This is a genomic window from Patulibacter sp. SYSU D01012 (genome assembly GCF_017916475.1).
GTDB lineage: Bacteria > Actinomycetota > Thermoleophilia > Solirubrobacterales > Solirubrobacteraceae > Patulibacter.
Genome location: NZ_JAFMTB010000002.1, coordinates 355,804 through 373,583, shown reverse-complemented (window position 1 = coordinate 373,583; position 17,780 = coordinate 355,804). Strand labels below are relative to the sequence as shown.

The 17,780-nt window shown below is 77.0% G+C and carries 18 protein-coding genes; 9 read left to right on the top strand and 9 right to left on the bottom strand.

Annotated features, from left to right (window positions below; all coding sequences use genetic code 11):
• Positions 1–11 precede the first annotated feature (11 nt).
• The 3 genes from J3P29_RS11210 to J3P29_RS11200 form a co-directional block, all read right to left on the bottom strand.
• The gene (locus J3P29_RS11210; RefSeq protein WP_210493463.1) at positions 12–572 is read right to left on the bottom strand and encodes a hypothetical protein; all 561 of its coding nucleotides are present in this window, start codon (positions 570–572) and stop codon (positions 12–14) included.
• 7 nt (positions 573–579) lie between these two features.
• Positions 580–1,155, bottom strand: a complete 576-nt coding sequence (locus J3P29_RS11205) for a hypothetical protein (protein ID WP_210493461.1) — start codon at positions 1,153–1,155, stop codon at positions 580–582.
• A 106-nt stretch (positions 1,156–1,261) separates the two neighbouring features.
• Complete coding sequence (locus J3P29_RS11200) at positions 1,262–2,515, bottom strand: MFS transporter (RefSeq protein ID WP_210493460.1); 1,254 nt, start codon at positions 2,513–2,515, stop codon at positions 1,262–1,264.
• A 298-nt stretch (positions 2,516–2,813) separates the two neighbouring features.
• On the opposite strand from J3P29_RS11200, the gene J3P29_RS11195 reads away from it, so the two are divergent.
• Positions 2,814–4,028: a hypothetical protein gene (locus J3P29_RS11195; protein WP_210493459.1), complete on the top strand. Its 1,215-nt coding sequence runs from the start codon at positions 2,814–2,816 to the stop codon at positions 4,026–4,028.
• A gap of 76 nt (positions 4,029–4,104) precedes the next feature.
• Here the strand turns inward: J3P29_RS11195 and J3P29_RS20755 are convergent, their stop codons facing one another.
• The 3 genes from J3P29_RS20755 to gluQRS are packed head-to-tail and all read right to left on the bottom strand — an operon-like array spanning position 4,105 to position 6,756.
• Complete coding sequence (locus J3P29_RS20755; protein ID WP_210493457.1) at positions 4,105–5,271, bottom strand: HRDC domain-containing protein; 1,167 nt, start codon at positions 5,269–5,271, stop codon at positions 4,105–4,107.
• A gap of 45 nt (positions 5,272–5,316) precedes the next feature.
• A complete protein-coding gene (locus J3P29_RS19885) occupies positions 5,317–5,781 on the bottom strand; it encodes a hypothetical protein (RefSeq protein ID WP_349239826.1) in 465 nt (154 codons plus the stop codon).
• Positions 5,782–5,814: 33 nt separating this feature from the next.
• Positions 5,815–6,756 (bottom strand): tRNA glutamyl-Q(34) synthetase GluQRS, encoded by a 942-nt coding sequence (gene gluQRS, locus J3P29_RS11180; protein WP_210493456.1) that lies wholly within the window; start codon positions 6,754–6,756, stop codon positions 5,815–5,817.
• Between the two features lie 98 nt (positions 6,757–6,854).
• Between gluQRS and J3P29_RS11175 the strand changes: the two genes are divergently transcribed.
• Positions 6,855–7,313, top strand: a complete 459-nt coding sequence (locus J3P29_RS11175) for a hypothetical protein (protein WP_210493455.1) — start codon at positions 6,855–6,857, stop codon at positions 7,311–7,313.
• Positions 7,314–7,434: 121 nt separating this feature from the next.
• Here the strand turns inward: J3P29_RS11175 and J3P29_RS11170 are convergent, their stop codons facing one another.
• On the bottom strand, positions 7,435–7,944 hold the full coding sequence (locus tag J3P29_RS11170) for a hypothetical protein (RefSeq protein ID WP_210493454.1): 510 nt from the start codon (positions 7,942–7,944) through the stop codon (positions 7,435–7,437).
• 140 nt (positions 7,945–8,084) lie between these two features.
• Between J3P29_RS11170 and J3P29_RS11165 the strand changes: the two genes are divergently transcribed.
• The 5 genes from J3P29_RS11165 to J3P29_RS11145 all read left to right on the top strand — a co-directional run bounded on the left by J3P29_RS11165 (position 8,085) and on the right by J3P29_RS11145 (position 12,705).
• Positions 8,085–8,297: a DUF2945 domain-containing protein gene (locus J3P29_RS11165; protein WP_210493453.1), complete on the top strand. Its 213-nt coding sequence runs from the start codon at positions 8,085–8,087 to the stop codon at positions 8,295–8,297.
• A gap of 4 nt (positions 8,298–8,301) precedes the next feature.
• A complete protein-coding gene (gene uvsE / locus J3P29_RS11160; RefSeq protein WP_210493451.1) occupies positions 8,302–9,270 on the top strand; it encodes a UV DNA damage repair endonuclease UvsE in 969 nt (322 codons plus the stop codon).
• An 81-nt stretch (positions 9,271–9,351) separates the two neighbouring features.
• The gene (locus J3P29_RS11155; protein ID WP_210493450.1) at positions 9,352–9,897 is read left to right on the top strand and encodes an A24 family peptidase; all 546 of its coding nucleotides are present in this window, start codon (positions 9,352–9,354) and stop codon (positions 9,895–9,897) included.
• Between the two features lie 53 nt (positions 9,898–9,950).
• A complete protein-coding gene (aroC, locus tag J3P29_RS11150; protein WP_246851905.1) occupies positions 9,951–11,141 on the top strand; it encodes a chorismate synthase in 1,191 nt (396 codons plus the stop codon).
• 19 nt (positions 11,142–11,160) lie between these two features.
• Entirely contained in the window at positions 11,161–12,705 is a 1,545-nt protein-coding gene (locus J3P29_RS11145) for a bifunctional shikimate kinase/3-dehydroquinate synthase (RefSeq protein WP_210493449.1), read from the top strand.
• A 44-nt stretch (positions 12,706–12,749) separates the two neighbouring features.
• Here the strand turns inward: J3P29_RS11145 and J3P29_RS20750 are convergent, their stop codons facing one another.
• Positions 12,750–15,167: an HtaA domain-containing protein gene (locus J3P29_RS20750; protein ID WP_210493447.1), complete on the bottom strand. Its 2,418-nt coding sequence runs from the start codon at positions 15,165–15,167 to the stop codon at positions 12,750–12,752.
• A gap of 89 nt (positions 15,168–15,256) precedes the next feature.
• Entirely contained in the window at positions 15,257–15,865 is a 609-nt protein-coding gene (locus J3P29_RS11135; RefSeq protein WP_210493446.1) for an HtaA domain-containing protein, read from the bottom strand.
• Between the two features lie 150 nt (positions 15,866–16,015).
• On the opposite strand from J3P29_RS11135, the gene J3P29_RS11130 reads away from it, so the two are divergent.
• Both J3P29_RS11130 and J3P29_RS11125 read left to right on the top strand, forming a co-directional pair.
• A complete protein-coding gene (locus J3P29_RS11130) occupies positions 16,016–16,660 on the top strand; it encodes a type II 3-dehydroquinate dehydratase (protein ID WP_210493445.1) in 645 nt (214 codons plus the stop codon).
• On the top strand, positions 16,657–17,763 hold the full coding sequence (locus J3P29_RS11125) for a Xaa-Pro peptidase family protein (protein ID WP_210493444.1): 1,107 nt from the start codon (positions 16,657–16,659) through the stop codon (positions 17,761–17,763). The genes J3P29_RS11130 and J3P29_RS11125 overlap by 4 nt, the downstream gene beginning before the upstream one ends.
• The last annotated feature ends 17 nt before the right edge of the window (positions 17,764–17,780 follow it).

Below are 17,780 nucleotides of genomic sequence, written 5' to 3'. Positions count from 1 at the left end.
CGCCCGCCGCGTCACGGCTTCGGCTTCGGCTTCGTCGAGGCGCGCTGCGCGTCGAGCTTCAGCGTGTCGAACGGCGCGCCGAAGCACAGGTCGCGCAGCATGGTGCTGCTGCGGCCCGCGCGACGCCACCGCACCGCGAGCACGCCGCACTGGTGGTTCGCGCCGCCCCGCATGACGTAGTACGACGACCACGGCGGCCGGGCGCTCAGGGTGGCGCTGCCGCTGCGGGCGGTCCGGGTCTGCAGCAGCTGCCCCTGGTCGAGCGTCTGGCAGCCGTCCAGGCAGCGCCCGAGCACGTTGGCGCCGAGGCGCGCCCAGGTGATGGCCGTCTGGCGGTCGGTGCGGCGCACGGTGGCGCGCACCCGCCGCAGGGCGATGTACCGCGTCGGGTTGACGTCCTCGGTCTCGTACTCGTCGTACTGCAGCGTCAGGCACACGCGGACGGAGGCGCCCCCGTCCGTCAGGCACTGCCGCTGGAGCTGCGCGGCACCGGCCGGGACGGCGCCGCCGAGGGCCAGCGCCAGGCTCGCGGCGAGGGCGGCGGGAAGAGCGAAGCGGGTGGGGAAGCGCACGGCGGCCTCAGTTGCACTCGGCGAACGGGACGGCCGGCGAGAGCTTGAGGACCCCCGCGCAGACGTTCTTGGTCTGGAACGTCTGGGACCGGCCGCGATAGCGGAAGCGGACCTCGGCGTTGCCCGCCTGGACGCCCTTGCCGTCCCGGGTGACCTCGGTGAGGAGCCCGCGCCAGGGCACCCGCAGGACCCCGACCCGCTTGCGGGCGAAGCTGCCCAGGTCCTTGTCCACCGTCTCGTTGAGGTAGCGACCGCCGTCGCAGCCGGCGAGGCAGTTGCCCAGCACCGTGGCGCGCACGCGCACGCGGATGCCGCTCACCGCCCGGCGGTCGTGGTTGACCACGCGCACCCGGTAGCCGGACACCTGGATCTCCTCCTTCCCGTAGGGGTGATCGTCGGTGGCGCCGTACGTGCGATGGACGCTCGTCAGCTGCCACACGCACACGCGGAGCGAGTACGAGCCGTCGTTGGCGCACGACGCGCTCGACGCGGCGGCTGCGGCAGGCGACGGCGCGGCGGCCAGCAGGGCCAGGACGACGGGCGCCGCCAGGGCGGCGGCGCGGGGGCGGGAGCGGCGGGGCATGGGACCTCCGGGGCGGGGACGGGGCGGGCGGCGGGCCCGCGGGACGCTCGGCGCGTACCCCGTGCGCGCCGAGCGCACACGGGAACCTCCTCGCGTTGCCGGGCGCCTAGCGGTGCGCGGGGACGAGCGGCTGGGGGTCGATCGTCGTCGTGTCGAACTCGAGGATCTCGTCGAGCTCGACGGCGGCCGTGTCGCGGAAGGCGGTGCGGTAGGCGTAGAGCGCGACGGCCGCGGCCGCGACGGCGAGGGCCCCGAGGAAGAACGGGATCCCGACGCCGACGTGCTCGCCGAGCTTGCCGGCCGCGAACGGGGCCAGGGCGCCGCCGGTGAACCGGACGAAGTTGTACGAGGAGGAGACGGTCGGCCGGTCGATCGGCGCGGACTCCATGACGAGCTGCGTCAGGACGGTGTTGGCGACGCCCAGGAAGGCGCCGGCGGCAATCACCAGCACGGCCAGGGCGGTCTGGCTCGCGTGCAGGGCGCCCATGAGCGCGAGCACGACGGTCATGCCGACGAACGCGCCGCCGAGGGCCTCGAGGTCGCCGAAGCGGGCCGCGATGCGCGGGGCGCCGAAGACCGAGAAGACGGCGAGCAGGAGGCCCCAGCCGAAGAACACGAGGCCCAGCGCGGTGGCGCCCATGTGGAGCGGGAACGGCGAGTACGCCAGCAGGGTGAAGAAGCCGAAGTTGTAGAGGACGGCGACGATCGCGCTGGCGCGGACGGGCCGCAGGGCGAGGGCGCGGACGGGGGCCAGCAGCGACGTGTGCTCGTGCGGCTGCGGCTTCGGCGACGCCGGAAGCAGGAACGTGACGGCGACGAGGCCGATCAGCATGAGCACGGCGACGCCGTAGAACGGCCCGCGCCACGAGATGCCGCCCAGCGCGCCGCCGAGCAGCGGCCCGACCGAGATGCCCAGGCCGAGGGCGGCCTCGAAGAGGATCACGGCGCGGCCGACGCCGCCGCGCGCGGCGGCGATGATGGCCGACAGGGCGGTGGCGATGAACAGCGCGTTGCCCAGGCCCCAGCCGGCGCGCAGGCCGACGATGGCGCCGACGGTGCTCGAGGAGCCCGCGAGCGCGGCGAAGACGACGATGAGCACCAGGCCGGAGAGCAGGGTGCGCTTCGGGCCGATGCGGCTGGAGACGGCGCTGGCGACGAGCATGGCGATGCCCGTGACGGCGAAGTAGCTCGTGAACAGGAGCAGGACGTCGCTCTGCGAGGCGTCGAGGTCCTGCGCGATGGCGGGGAGGATGGGGTCGACGAGGCCGAGGCCCATGAACGAGACGACGGCGGCGAACGCGACGGCCCAGACGGCGCGGGGCTGGTCGAAGAAGCGGCCTTCGGAGGGTGCGTGCGACAAGAGAGGGGTCCTTTCGCTGGCGGGGCGCGCGGTGGTGGCGGGCCCGACGACGTCCATCCACCGTACTCCGTTTACCTGCATGATGCAAGTAAAGAGTCAGGACGGGCCGGCACGGGTCGGGTCGGACGGGACCAGAGGGGGTACGCGGCGCGGGGCGGGCGAGCGGGCGAGCGAGCGAGACGGTCCGCGCCGGGACCCCGAGCCGCGTCCGGGCCGGCCCGACCGCCCGAGGCTCTACGCTTGCCCAGGCGCGTCGCCCCGTGCGCGCGCAGGTCGTTCCGTCCCTCCCGGAGGCTCCATGCGTCACGACCCCACGAAGGCGTCCCCCCGCGGCGGCGCCGATCCGCGCGCCGAGGCCCGCCGCCCGCGGCGCCCCGCCACCCGTCGCCCCAACCCGCTCCACCTGGGCATCGCCGTCGCCGCGACCGAGCACGAGGGCGAGCGCCTGGCCGCCGAGGTGCTCGACCCCGCCCGCCGCGTCCCGCTCGTCTGCCTGTCGACCCGGCCCGGCGAGGACCGCCCGGCGTTCGACCACCACCGGGTGCGGCAGGCCGTCGGACGCGACGCCGAGATCCGCGCGGTGCGCACCGGCCCGGCCACCCGCTACCTGTCGCAGCTGCTGCCCCCGCAGCTCGGCGTCTTCGGCGGCGCGGCGCGGATCTGGTGGCCCGGCGTCGACGAGGACGCCGACCCGCGCGACCACCCGCTCGTCCTCGACCGCATGGGCCGCTACGGGCCGCGCGCGCTCGAGGTGCTCGCGGAGCGCTTCGCCGAGGGCCCGCCGCGCCGCGGCGGACGCGCCGGCGCCCGGCTCGTCGCGCTGCCCGGCGGCCGGCCCGCGGACGCGGCCGGGGACGCGCGCGTCGACGGTCCCGCCCCGCCGTCCCGCCGTCCCGGCGGCGACCCCGAGCTGCTGCGGGCGCTCGACGGCGCGCGCGACGAGATCCGCGGCCTGCGCGAGAAGCTCGCCGAGGCCCGCCTGGACGCCCTGGCCCCCGAGGCGCGAGCCGCCGCCCACCGTGCCGCGGCGCGGGTGCCCGGCGTGCGCGAGGGCATGGCACCGCCCCAGCCGCCGCGGCCCGCGCAGCTCGGCGACCTGACCGTCCCCGCAGCGGTGCTGCGCGACCGGGTCCGCGGGCACCAGCTCGAGATCTACGCCGCCTGGCTGGCGCGCGACCACGACGCGGGGCGCCGCGACCGGCCGCTCGGGCCGTTCGCGCTCGGCGAGGACTACCTGCGCGCCGTCGACCTGCACCGCGCCGCGGTCTCGCCGGCCGCCCTGGCGGTCGTCGCGGCGCGGATCGCGTCGGGCAAGCCCGGCGAGGCGGACGACTTGGACGTCGGCGCGGTCCTCGACGCGGCCGGCGACCAGGTGCACCGCGACGAGGACGGCGCCGCGTGCTGGTCCTGCGCCGTCCCGGCCACGGACGGCCTGCGTCTGCGCTGGTGGACGCGCGACGACGGCGTCGTCGAGCTGCGCGACGTCGTCGGGCCGCAGGACGACCCCGTCTGAGCCGCCGCCCGTGACGGCCGGCGTCCCGCCGACCGTCACGGCGCCCGCGCGGGAGCCGCGCGGCCGGCGGCGGGCGCTAGCGCTCGGCGACGACGCGTCGGTCCGCGCTGACGCGCAGGCGCAGCTCGCCGTCGAGCAGCGCGCGGATGTCGCGGCCCACCACGTCGCCGCGCCAGCCGTGCAGCGTCCGCACGTCCGGCGTCGCGCTGCCGTCGCGCCACGCGGCGATGATCCGCTGCAGGTCCGAGCGGTTGGCCAGCAGCTCGTACGCCAGGTCCTCCTGCTTCGCCCGGATCCGCACGAGCGTCTCCGTCAGGGCCACGAGCTCGGGATCGACGGGGTCCTGACGGGCCGGGCGCTCGCGTTCGACGGGGATCGGCTCGCCCTTGCGGCCCTCGGCGATCGCCCGCAGCAGGCGGTCGCCCCGGCGATGCAGCGTCGCCTCGGTCACGCCGCGGATCTGCTGCAGCCGCTCGCGGTTCTGCGGCCGCCGCTTCGCCAGCTCGACGAGCGTCTGGTCCTGCAGCACCGTCGACGGCGGCCGGTCGGCCTCCGCGGCCTCCTGCTCGCGCCACTGCAGCAGCCGGAACGCCACGGCGCGCTGGGCCGGGTCCAGGCCGTCGATGCGCGGCAGGCGCGGGAAGAGGACCTCGGGCTCGCGGCTGTCGTGGACCTCCTCGAGCGCCCGGCACTCCTCGATCGCCCAGTCCAGGCGCCCCAGGTCGACCAGGCGGTTCTGCAGGGCGACGGAGAGCTGCAGCAGGTGCTGGACGTCCTCCGCCGCGTAGCGCTTCTGCTCGTCGCTCAGCGGGCGCTGCTCCCAGCGGGTGAAGCTCGCGGACTTCTCGAGCTTGACGCGCAGCACCTCGCGCAGCAGCGCGTCGTAGCCCATCTGCGAGCGCAGCCCCGCGAACCCGGCGGCCAGCTGCGTGTCGAAGATCCCGCGCACCTCCGTCCGCCACGTGCGCTTGAGCAGCGCGACGTCCTGGCGGGCGGCGTGCAGCACGACCTCGATCGCGGGGTCGGCGAGCACCTCGGCGAGCGGCGTCGGGTCGAAGTCGTCGACGAGCGGGTCGAGCAGCTCGATGCGGATGCCGTTGGGGGCGTCGACGGCGACCTGGACCAGGCAGAGGAGGGGCCGGTAGCGCCCCTCGCCGACGAACTCCGTGTCGATGCCTAGGCGCCCGTGCTCGCGGGCGGTCGCGGCCAGTTCGCGGACGATGGAGTCGGTGGAGCGCGGCACGGGTGCGTGGAGCCTACCCGCGCCGCCGGGCGCGGGCGGCCGCGCTCAGGGGCGGCGGCGCCGCGCCGGCCCCGCGGCCGACCCGCTGCGGTGCGGGCTCTCGGCCGGGGCGGCCGGCTCGCCGCGGCCCGGACCGCCGGCGTCGTCCAGCGTCCCCGCGACGGGCGCCGCGGCGTCCGGGTCGGCGGCGAAGTCGGGCGTGACCGCACCGGCCGCCTCGCGCCGGCGGTCCTCCTCGGCCCGCGCCAGCAGCTCGGGCGACGCCTCGTCGGGCCACACGCCGTAGCGCTCGAAGAACACGCGGGCGTCCATCTCGCGGTCGCGGTCCTTCTCGCCCTGCAGCCCCATCTTGTGGATGCGGTTGGAGACGATCACGCCGAGCCCGCCGCCGAGCATGAGCGCGAAGCCCTCGAGCCCGACGATGTCGGGGCTGATGATGAGCATGGCCGCGCCGATGACGATGATCAGGCCGGGCAGCCACACGCGGACGATCTTCACGGGCGTGAACACCGTCCGAGTGTCCCACGCCGCCGCGTCCCGCGGCTAGCCGGCGGCCGCCGGCAGCGGGCCGGCGACCGGATCCCACCGCAGCGGCCCCGCGCCCCGCAGCAGCGCCACGTCGAAGCGGGCGACCAGCTCCTGCGCCGTGGGCCGCTCGTCGGGGGAGCACAGGCCCAGGCTCGCCGCCAGGCGGGCCCGCACGGCGGCGGCGTCCTCCCCGAGCGCCTCGCGGTCCTCGAGCGTCACGGCGCCGTCGCGCTTGGCCAGACGACGACCGTCCGGGCCGAGGACGAGCGGCACGTGCAGGTACGTCGGGACCGGCACGCCCAGCACGCCGGCCAGCCACGCCTGCCGCGGGGCGCTCGACGCCAGGTCGTCGCCGCGGACGACCTCGCCGACGCCCTGGTCGCCGTCGTCGACCACGACGGCCAGGTTGTAGGCGTAGGTGCCGTCGCCGCGGCGCACGACGAAGTCGTCCACCGTGGCGACGATCTCGCCGCGGACCAGGTCGTGGGCCGTCGCGCGGGCGGCGCCGGCGCGGACGCGCAGCGCGGCGGGCCGGCCCGTGCGCTCCCGCTCGGCGCGCTCGGCGGCGCTCAGGCCCGCGCAGGTGCCGGGGTAGGCGCCCTCGGGCAGGTCGCCGTGCGGGGCGCCGGCGGCCTCGCGGATCTCGGCGCGGGTGCACCAGCAGGGGTAGACGAGGTCGCGGGCGGCCAGCCGGGCGACGGCCGCGGCGTAGAGCGCGTCGCGGGCGGACTGGCGGACGGGCGGCGCGTCCCAGTCCAGGCCGAGGACGGCGAGCTCCCGCAGCTGCGCGGCCTCGTGCTCGGGGCGGCTGCGGCCGCGGTCCAGGTCCTCGATCCGGACGAGGAACCGCGCGCCCTGCGATCGGGCCCGCAGCCAGGCGACGAGCGCCGTCCGCAGGTTCCCCAGGTGCAGCGGGCCGCTGGGGCTGGGGGCGAAGCGCCCGTCCGACGAGGCCATGCCGCAACGCTAGCGCCGCGCCGTCCGACGGCCGCCGCCGCGGCCGGGGGCCGCCCCGCAGCGCAGGCCGCGGACGGCCGTGCGTATGCTCGGCCCCGATGGAGGCGTCCCAGTTCAGCAAGCGCGGTGCCCAGGCCCGCGGCGTCGGCGGCGGATCGGACGCGTCCGCGCAGGGCCCCCGGCCCTGCCACGTGTGCCGCGAGACCGGCACGCTGATCTCGAACGCCGACGGCACCCCGCACGAGGTCGTCTGCCCCTGGTGCGAGGGGACGAAGGTGCTGCAGCCCGGGCACGACGCCCAGGAGCACCCGTCGGAGACGCCGCGCGAGAAGACGCCGGAGGAGGTCGCCGCGGCGCAGGAGCGGGCGAAGGCGATGCTCTCCAAGCGGGGCGGCCGCAAGACGACCGGCACGGCGGCGAAGAAGGCCCCGGCCACGAAGGCCACGAAGGCCAAGGCGACGGGCACGCGGAAGGCGGCGGCGAAGAAGGCCGCCCCGCCGGCGAACGCCCCGATCCCGCGGCCCCGCACCGCGCGCTCGGCCCGCAAGGAGGACTGACCCGGCGCACCCGGTCCCGGCGCGCGCGGTCCTGGCGCGCGCGGCACGGCCCGCAGCGCCCCGGGCCCGGACGCTGGGCCGGCCAGACGCGGTGGTCGCCGGGGCCGGCGGGCGCCCGCGCCTAGAGCGCGACGACCACGCGGTGCGCCGTCACGGGGGCGTCCTGGCCCGGCGCCTCCGGGGCCCGCTCGCCCGCGCCGTCGTCCGGCGCGGTCCCGCCCGAGCCGCCGGCGCCGCGGGCGGGCGACACGACGAGCGTGGCGATCCGCTTGCCCCCGAGCCGCGTGCGGACCGCGAACGTGCCCGGACGCAGCGCCACGACCGGCACGAGCATCGGGACGCCGGGGCCGACGTCCTCGTGCACGCCGAACGCGTCGACGACCACGGTGTCGGCGGCCTTCAGCGTCACCGTCAGCTGGACGAGATCGCCGACGCGGGCGCGGATCGGCTCGGTGGCTGGCGCCGTCGCGGTCACGGCCTCGCCCGCGGACGCCGCCGGCGCCGTCTGCGCCGTCGTCGTCCGGCCCAGCGGATCCTCGCCGGGGTTCCGGGTCATGCTCGTCGACGCCGCCACCACGGCGAGCACGCCGACCACGAGGGCGACGAGGAAGGTCAGGCGCAGCGCCGGCATGCGGGGATCATGGCGGATGCGCGCGCCCGGGCGGCGCAGCGGGCCGCGCCCCGGCCCAGCCACCCCGTCGACCGACGCGTCGGGCCGGGGCGCCGCGGCCCGCGTCGTTTCGCGCGCCCCCGCCGGGGTACGCGTCCTCCATGCCGGCCAAGCACCGCAAGGGGTCCACGGTCCACTGGACGTGGGGGCGCTCGACCGCCGAGGGGAGGGTCGCCGAGACGTTCGAGCGGCGCGTGCAGCGCACGATCAAGGGCACGAAGGTCGTGAAGAACGGGTCGGAGGACAACCCGGCGTACCTCGTGGAGCAGGAGGACGGCGGCAAGGCCCTCAAGCTCCACTCCGAGCTGGACTGACCCGGTGGGCCTCCACCGCCTCGGCTTCGCCGTCAAGGTGCTCGGCGGCGGCGGGCTGCCGTCGCACGACACCCGCCGCTGGCAGTCCGGGCCCCACCTGCGGCGCTCCCTCGAGCTGCAGGCGGCGATCCTGGAGCGCCTCGACGAGCTCGACGTGCGGATGTACCGGATGCCGACGCAGCTGGCGCCCTACGCGACCTTCCCCGGCCACCCCGAGTTCCACGGCCAGGTCGAGGAGTGCGCGGAGGAGCTCGCGGCGCACGGCGCCCGCATCCGCGAGCTCGGCGTCCGGGTGTCGACGCACCCCGGGCAGTACACCGTCCTGAACTCCGAGAACCCGGACACGCAGGCCGCGGCCGTCGCCGAGCTCGACGTGCAGGGCGCGCTCTTCGACGCGATGGGCCTCGGCCCCGAGTGCGTGGTGATCCTGCACGTCGGCGGCGCAGCGGGCGGCGTCGACGCCGCGCACGACCGCTTCCGGGCGGGCTTCGCGCGGCTCTCGGACGCCGCCCGACGGCGGCTCGTGATCGAGAACGACGACCGATCGTTCGCCCTGACGGACGTGCTGCCGCTGTCCGAGGACCTGGGCGTTCCGGTCGTCTTCGACGTGCTGCACCACCACTGCCACGACCCCGAGGGGCTCACGGTCGGCGAGGCCCTGGACCTGGCCCGGGGCACGTGGCCCGCCGGGGTGCGGCCGAAGATCCACTACAGCTCGCCCCGCACCGCGCTCGAGGAGCGCGAGCGGAAGGTCGGCCGCAAGACGGTCCGCACGCCCGTCGTGCCGCCGCTGCGCGCGCACGCGGACACCGTGGACCCGATCGGCTTCGAGGAGCTGCTGCGCGGGCCGCTGGGCCGCGGCGACGTCGACGTCATGCTCGAGGCGAAGGGGAAGGACCTGGCGCTCGTCGCCCTGCGCGACCACCTCGTCCGCCGCGGCTTCGCGTGGGAGGACGGCGCCCTGCGGGTGTGACGCCGCGCGGGGAGGACCGGCACGGATCCGGCACGATCGGCCGCCCACGCGGCGCACGGCCGGCCGTAGCGTGGGCGGCCCGTGTCGTCCCCGCCGCCCGTCCTCCGCTCGCTCCTCGTCGGCCTGGCGGCCGGGGCCGTCCTGGCCGTCCTGGCGCCGTCCGCGGCCCTCGCCCTCGGGGCGGTCCTCGTGGGCGCGGTCGTCCCCGCGACGGTCGTCGACCTGCGGGAGCGCCGGATCCCCAACGCCGTGACGCTGCCCGCGGCGGTGGCGGCGCTCGTCGCCGGCCTGGCCCTGGACGGCGACGGCACGCCGGCGCGCGTGGCGTGGGCGGCCGCGGCGGCCGGGTTCCTGCTCGTGCCGGCGCTCGCCCGCCCCGACGGGATGGGTCTCGGCGACGTGAAGCTCGCGGGCGTGCTGGGGCTGTGCCTGGGTCCGGCCGTCGCGGTCGCGGTGCTCGCGGCCCTCGTGGCCGCCACCGCGTGGGGCGCCGGCCTGGCGCTCCGGCGGGGCGTCGGGGCGGCGCGGCGGACGACCCTGCCGTTCGGGCCGTACCTGGCCGCCGGGGGTCTGGTGGCGCTCGCGGCGGGCGGGCCGCTCGTCGACGCGTACGTGGGCGCGCTGTGAGCGGGCAGAGGCGAGCCCGGTCGTGGCGGCCCGGAACCGTAGAATCGCGCGGGATGACCCTGACGCTCTCCACCGCCGGCGAATCACACGGTCCGGGGCTCACCGCGCTCGTAGAGGGGTTGCCGGCCGGCCTCGAGCTCGACCGCGACGCCATGAACCGCGACATGGCGCGGCGGCAGCTCGGCTTCGGTCGCGGCGGGCGGATGAAGATCGAGACGGACACGGCCGAGGTGCGCGCCGGCGTCCGCCACGGCCGCACGCTCGGCGGGCCCGTCTCGCTGTGGGTCCAGAACCGCGACTACGCGAACTGGGAGGAGCGCATGAACCCCTGGCCCGTCGAGGCCGAGGTCGCGCCCGTCCACATGCCGCGCCCGGGGCACGCCGACATGGTCGGCGTGTGGAAGTACGGCCACGACGACGTCCGCAACGTCCTCGAGCGCGCGTCCGCCCGCGAGACCGCCGCGCGCGTCGCCGGTGGCACGCTCGCGAAGGCGTTCCTGCGCGCCCTCGGCGTCGAGATCCGCTCGCACGTCACCCAGATCGGCCCGGTCCACGCGCCGACGCCGGCCGCGCCGCTGACGCTCTCCGACTTCGAGGGGATCGACGACGACCCCGTCCGCACGCTCGACGCCGACGCGTCGAAGGCGATGGTGGCGCACATCACCGCCGAGCGGAAGGCGAACGAGTCGATCGGCGGCTGCTACGAGGTGCTGACCTTCGGCCTGCACCCGGGCCTCGGGTCGCACGTCTCCTGGCAGGAGCGCCTGGACGGCCGCCTGGCGCAGGCGATCTGCTCGATCCAGGCGCACAAGGGCGTCGAGTTCGGCGACGGCTTCCGCCTGGCGGAGACGCCGGGCTCGCAGGCGCAGGACGAGATCTTCGGCCTGGGCGACGCGGCCGACGGCGACGAGGTGACGGGCGCCGTGCGTCGGCGCACCGAGCACGCCGGCGGTCTCGAGGGCGGCATGACGACCGGCCAGACGCTCACGGTCCGCGCCGTGGTCAAGCCGATCCCGACGATCACGAAGCCGCTGCGCTCGGTCGACCTGACGACGGGCGAGCCCGCGAAGGCGCTGCGCGAGCGGACGGACAACTGCGTCGTGCCGGCGGCGGGCGTCGTGGGCGAGGCGATGATCGCGCTGGTGCTCGCCGCGGCGTACCGCGAGAAGTTCGGCGGCGACCACATCGACGACGTGAAGGCCGCCGTCGCCGCGTACGAGCAGCGCATCGGCTGGACCCGCTGAGCGGGCGGAGGCGCACGGCATGAGCAGGAAGCGCCCCGCGCCGGCGGTCGTCCTCGTCGGCTTCATGGGGGCCGGCAAGACCACCGGCGCCCGGATGTTCGCCAGCGCCCTGCGCGCGCGGACGATCGACACCGACAAGCGGGTCGAGCAGGACGTCGGGATGACGATCCCGCAGTACTTCGGCCGCCACGGCGAGGCGGCGTTCCGCGAGGTCGAGGAGCGGGTGACGCTCGAGATCCTCGACAAGGCCGACGGGGACGTGATCTCGCTCGGCGGCGGCACGCTCGGCTCCGCCCGGGTGCGCGAGGCGCTCGCGCGCCACACCGTCGTGCTGCTGCACGTGTCCCTGCCGACGGCGTGGCGGCGCGCGAAGCGCTCCAGCCGGCCGCTCGCGAAGGACCGCGACGCGTTCGTCGCGCGGTACCACGAGCGCCAGGAGGTCTACGAGCAGGTGGCGGACGTCGTCCTGCCCGAGGTCGACCGGCAGCTGCTGCGCACCGCGATCCCCGCGATCCGGCAGGTGCGGGACGCCAAGGGCGCCCGGCTGCTGTGGGCGCACACCGACTCCGGCGGCTACCCCGTGTGGCTGCGCCCGGGCCTGCTGCGCGACCTGCCGCCGTGGCCGCTGCCCGACGGCTCGCGCCGCATCGCGGTGACCGACGAGCACGTCGCCGAGCATCACGCCGGCCGCGTGCCCGGGCTGGCGGGCGTCGTCGAGTTCCCCGCCGGCGAGGCGCACAAGACGCTCGCCACCTGCGAGCGCGTCTGGAGTGCGTTCGTCGAGCAGGGCGTCACGCGCGCCGACCACGTCGTGGCGATCGGCGGCGGCGTCGTCGGGGACCTGGCCGGGTTCGTCGCCTCGACGTACCAGCGCGGCATCCCCGTCGTGCAGGTGCCGACGACCCTCGTCGCGCAGGTCGACTCGGCGTACGGCGGCAAGACCGGCGTCGACCTGCCGGCGGCGAAGAACTACGTCGGCGCGTACCACCAGCCCGCCGCCGTCCTCGTCGACCCCGACACGCTCGAGACGCTCCCGCCCGAGGAGCTGGCCGCGGGCTACGCCGAGGTCGTCAAGACGGCGCTCATCGCCGGCGGCGCGCTCTGGGAGCAGGTGTCGTCCGGCGCGCCGGTCGACCCGCTCACGGTGCTGCGGTGCGCGCGGACGAAGCTGCAGGTCGTCGCGGACGACGAGCGCGACGGCGGGCGCCGTCAGGTCCTCAACCTGGGCCACACCGTGGGCCACGCGATCGAGACCGTCACGGACTACCGCCGCTACCGGCACGGCGAGGCCGTCGGCCTGGGACTGCTCGCCGCGCTTCGCCTGTCCGGCCAGGAGGCGCTGCGCGGCCAGGTCGCCGAGCTGCTGGCGCGGGCAGGCCTGCCGACGACGATGGACCCGGCGATCGACGTGGGCGCGGTGCACGCGGCGACGGCGAAGGACAAGAAGCGCCTGGGCTCCGAGCCCGTGCCGTTCGTCGTCGTCCGCGAGCCGGGCGACGTGCGCTACGGCCAGCAGATGGCCGACCGCGACGTGCGGTCGGCGATCGCCGAGCTGGCGGGCTGAGCGCCGGGCCGGCCCCCGGCGAGGGGCCGGCCCGCGCGGGGCGCCTACCGCACGCGCAACGTCGTGGCGGGGATGCGGTGCTTCGCGGCGCCGCCCTGCGCCCGCAGCACGTACGCGCCGGTCAGCCGCGGGTAGCGGGCCCTGCCGCCCTTCGTGCGCCCCGTCGACCGCACGACGACGCGCAGCCGACGGCCCTTCAGCGTGCCGGTCGCGACGGTCCGCCCGCGGCGGACCAGCCGCACGCGGTAGCTCCGCGAGCCGCTCGCCCCGATCCGCGTGGCGGTCGTCAGCGTCACGGTCCGGCGCGCGCCGCGGGGTCCGACGACCCTCGCCGTCACCCGCTTCGCCGCGGCGCCGCCCGGAGTCTTCGGCGGGGCGGCCGTGATCGGGGGCCCGGGCGGGGTGCCGGGGCCGGGCGCGACGGGCGTCCCGCCGCCGGTCCCGCCGCCCGCGCCGCCGCCTGCTCCGCCGCCGTCCGGCGTCGGGTCGCGGTCCGGCACGGCTGCCGGGATCGTGACGGTGAAGGTCCCGTACGCGGTCCCGGACGGGTACGCCAGGTAGCGCTCGGCGTCCCCGCCCGCGATCCTGCCCGGCACGCCGACGTACGTCCGCACGCGCCCGCCGTCGCCGGTCCGCACCGCGCCGGCCGTCAGGTCCAGGTCGACGAGCGTCGCGTCGGTGAAGGGCTCGAGCGACGGCTCGGTCGCGCCCGGGTTCATCGGGCCGCTGCCCTGCCCGGACGCGACGATCCGGCCGGAGCGCCCGTCGGCGGCGATCCGCACCGTGGGGTCGAGGATGCGGATGTCGATGAAGTGCGGCGGGCTCGTCATCCGCACCGTGCCGCGGTGCTCCACGACGGTCTCGCCGGTGTCGACGTCGCGCCAGGCGTCCGCGACGGTCAGGCGGTATCCGAAGCGGTCGAGCGGCTCGGGCCGCGTGGCCCCGTCGCTCGTCGCGACGCCGCCGTCGAACCCGTACAGGTAGTTCACGAACGTCCGCAGGTTCATCGACCCCGGCAGCCAGCGGGCGCTCCAGTCCGTGCCGACGGTCGGGGCGGCGTCGAGCTCGCGCAGGACGGGGGGCGTCGCGTTGGCGACGACGGCGCTCATCAGTGGCGTCAGGGCGAGCGCCACGTTGCCCAGGGCGTCCGCCGTCACGTTGTCGGGCACGCTCGTGAAGCCGTTCGCGGCGTCGCTGAGCGGCGTGGCGCCGGACCAGTCGGCGCCCAGGCCGGCGCGCGTGGCGGCGGACAGCCGCGCGAACCGCGGCGAGCCGAAGCGCGCGTCCGTCCACACGACGGTCGCGGTGCCCGCGTGCCCGCTGACGATCCGCGGCGCCGCCGGGCCCTCCGTGGCGGGCGACGCGTAGACGTCCTGCGGGGCGTCCCAGCTCCCGTCCGGGCGCCGGACGCGCGAGCGCACGACGGCCCCGGCCTCGGCGCCCTCGCCGTCGGCGACCGTCGTGCTCCAGACGACGGTGGCGTCGCCGTGGCGGTCGAGGGCGACGTCCGGGGCCACGCGCGACGGCGCGCCCGCCGCGGCGAGCGGCTCGACGGTCCACGCCGCGTCCGACGCGCCGCGGCGCGCGACCTGCACCTCGCCGTCGCCGGTGTCGTCGTCGGCGGACGCCCACACGGCGACCAGGTCGCCCTGGGCGTCGGCGGCGACGCGCGGCGTCGACGCGGCGTCGGGCCCGACGGCCTGCGCGGCGCCCCAGCTGCCGCTCTCGCTGCGCGTGCGGGCCACCGCGCCGTCCGCGCCGGCCCAGATCACGGTGATGCGTCCCTCGGCGTCCGAGGCGACGTCGACCTCGGTCCCCTGCAGGTCGTCGCCGAGCGTCGCGGTCGCCGACCACGTCCCGTCCGGGCCGAGGACGGCGGCGCGCACGGTCGTCCCGGCGCGCCAGGCCGCGACGGTGCGGCCGTCGGCGACGTGGTGGACGGCGAGCGAGCTGTCGAAGGCGCCCGAGCCGAAGCTCTCGGGGCCCAGCTCGGCCGGGGTGCTCCACGCGCCGTCGCCGCCCCGGCGGGCGGCGCGCACCCCGAACTCGTCGCCGGTGTCCGTGGCCTGGGACCACAGGACCACGGGCGCGCCGCCGGGGGTCAGGTCGATCGCGGGGCCGCGCAGCCGCGTGCCCGTCTCGCCGTCGGCGCGTGGTCGGGTGGCGACGGTCTCGGCGGCGCTCCACGCGCCGTCGGGGGTGCGGCGGGCGACGCGCACCGTGTCGGCGCTCGCGCCGACGCTCTGGGTCCAGGCGACCCAGGTGGTGCCGTCGGCGGCCTGGACGGCGGTGGCGCCCGCCCGCAGCGCGGACGTGGCCGGGGCGCCGACGGCGCCGTCGGGCACGGGGACGGGGGAGGACCACGACGACGCGCCCGCCGGGGCGGCGAGCGCGAGGGTGGCGACGGGGACGAGGACGGCGGTGCGCCGCAGGGCGCGGCGGCGGGGTGATCGGGCGGGCACGGGAGCCTCCGGTCGGGACGGTCGGGAGCGCGGCGGGGCCGCGGAGCCCGGCGGCCGCACCGCGGCCGCCGGGGAGGGAGCGCGGTGGGTCAGCTGCCGTACGCGACGGTGCCGAACGCGTCGCCGGCGGCGTAGGAGCCGTTGGACCCGCCGTTGAAGATCGCCGCGCCGGCGGCGCTGAGCGTGACCCCGCCCGTCGCGGAGACCGTGCCGAACGTCGTGCCGGTCAGCGTCACCGTGTTGCCGGCGGTGGTCTTGTACGAGCCGTCGACGACGAGCGTCTCGGTGCTGCCCGACGGCACGACGCGCAGGTTGCGCAGCGAGATGTCGATGCCGTGCAGCGGCTGGTCGAAGTCCAGGCCGCCGCGCAGCGTCACGGTGCGCGTGCCGCCGGTCGTGACGTCGCCGCCGACCTTCCACACGTAGCCGTAGGGCGTCGACGGCGGGCCGGCGGCCGCGCCGCCCGCCGGGTCGGCGACCGGCTTGTCGGCGGCGGTCGCGCCCGTCGGGGTGACGCGGCCCTGGCCGAGGCTCAGGAACGGGTTGACGAGGTAGTCGACCCAGGAGTGGCGGAGGTTCCAGCTCGCGGTGCTCACGCCGGTGGGGACGGTGGCCTGCGACGTCGCGGGGACGGCGAGGACGGCGGCCAGGGCGGCGCCGCCCAGGACGGCGGGGACGCGGAGACGGGGGGTGCGCATGTCGTGCGGTTCTCGTTCTCGGGGGTACGGGGACGTTCCGGTTAGGTGGTCCTAACTCGGCGCGGCGCACGGTATACGTTCGGGCGCCCTAACGCAACGTCGTCCCCGGCGGCGCGCGGGCGCGTCGGGCGGCGTGCGAGGATCAGCCCCATGCGTCGCTTCCGTGTCGCCGTCGTGCACGGCGTCAATCTCGACCAGCTGGGCCGCCGGGATCCGCACCACTACGGCACGCTGACGTTCCGCGAGCTCGAGCGGCAGATCGAGGTCTGGTCGGCCGAGCTCGACATGACGCCGCGGTTCTTCCAGACGAACCACGAGGGGTCGCTCGTCGAGCACCTGCACCGCCTGGAGGGCCTCGTCGACGGCCTGCTCCTCAACGCGGGGGCGTGGACGCACTACTCCTGGGCGCTGCGCGACGCGCTCGATCTCGCGAACGTTCCGGCGATCGAGGTGCACCTCTCCGACGTGGCCCAGCGCGAGGAGTTCCGCCGCCAGTCCGTCTTCGCGGGCCTGACGCTCGCCACGGTGCAGGGGAAGGGCCCGGAGGGCTACCGCGAGGCCCTGGCCACGCTCCACGCGCACCTGCTCGAGGTCACGCCGCCGCGCACGCCGGCGACGGGCACGCCGACCGAGGAGCACCTGGCGACCCCGGAGACGCCGCAGATCACCGACCCCGACAGCACGGAGCATCCCTTGCACGACGAGAACGCCGCCGACCCCGCCGCCGCGCCGCCCATGCCCGCGCAGGACCCGACGCCGCCCAGCACGACGTCGACCGAGGGAGCGGGCGCATGAGCGTCCCGATCGAGCGCGCCGACCGCGTCCTCGCCCTGCTCGCCGAGAAGGAGCTCGACGCCCTCGTCGTCACGTCGCTGCACGACATCCGCTGGCTGACCGGCTTCACCGGCTCGAACGCCGTCGTCGTGGTGGGCCGGGAGCACGACGGCGAGCCCGTCCGCCGCTTCGTCACCGACTTCCGCTACGTCACCCAGGCGGCGGACCAGGTCGCCGACCCGTGGGAGCGCATCGACGGCGGCCGCGACCTCGGCGGCGCCGGCCTGGCCGCGCACCTGCCGCACGGCGCCCGGCGCGTCGGCTTCGACGACGCGCAGATGAGCTTCGCCGCCCACCGTCGGCTGAAGAACGCGATCGAGATCGGCCAGGAGCTCGTCCCGTCGAGCGGCCTCGTCGGCGGCCTGCGCGCGGTGAAGGACGCGGACGAGCAGCGCCGGATCCGCGCGGCCTCCGACCTGGCGGGCCAGGCGTTCACCGAGGTCATCCTCGAGGGCGGCGTCGTCGGCCGCACCGAGAAGGAGGTCGCGCTGCGCCTGGAGACCCGCATGCGCGAGCTCGGGGCGAGCGGCAACTCGTTCGACCCGATCATCGCGGCCGGCCCGCACGGGGCGCTGCCGCACGCGGACCCGACCGACGACGTCATCCCGGCCGGCGTGCTGCTGACCGTCGACTGGGGCTGCGTCCTGGACGGCTACTGCTCGGACTGCACCCGCACCGTCGCGACGGGCGAGATCGACGGCGAGGCCCGCGCGGTCTACGACCTGGTCCTGCGCGCGCAGCTCGAGTCGCTCGCCGCCGTGAAGGCCGGGGCCGACGCCCGCGCCGTCGACGGCATCGCGCGGCGGATCATCGCCGAGGGCGGCCACGGGGACCACTTCGGGCACGGCCTCGGCCACGGCCTGGGTCTCGAGGTCCACGAGCCGCCGACGCTCAGCCCGCGCGGCACCGGCGCGCTGCGCGAGGGCGAGATCGTCACCGTCGAGCCCGGGATCTACGTCCCCGGCCGGCACGGCGTGCGCATCGAGGACCTCATGGTCGTCACGAAGGACGGCGCCGACGTCTTCACGACGGGGCTGTCGAAGGACCTGATCACCGTCGGCTGAGCCGGCGGGCGGGCCGC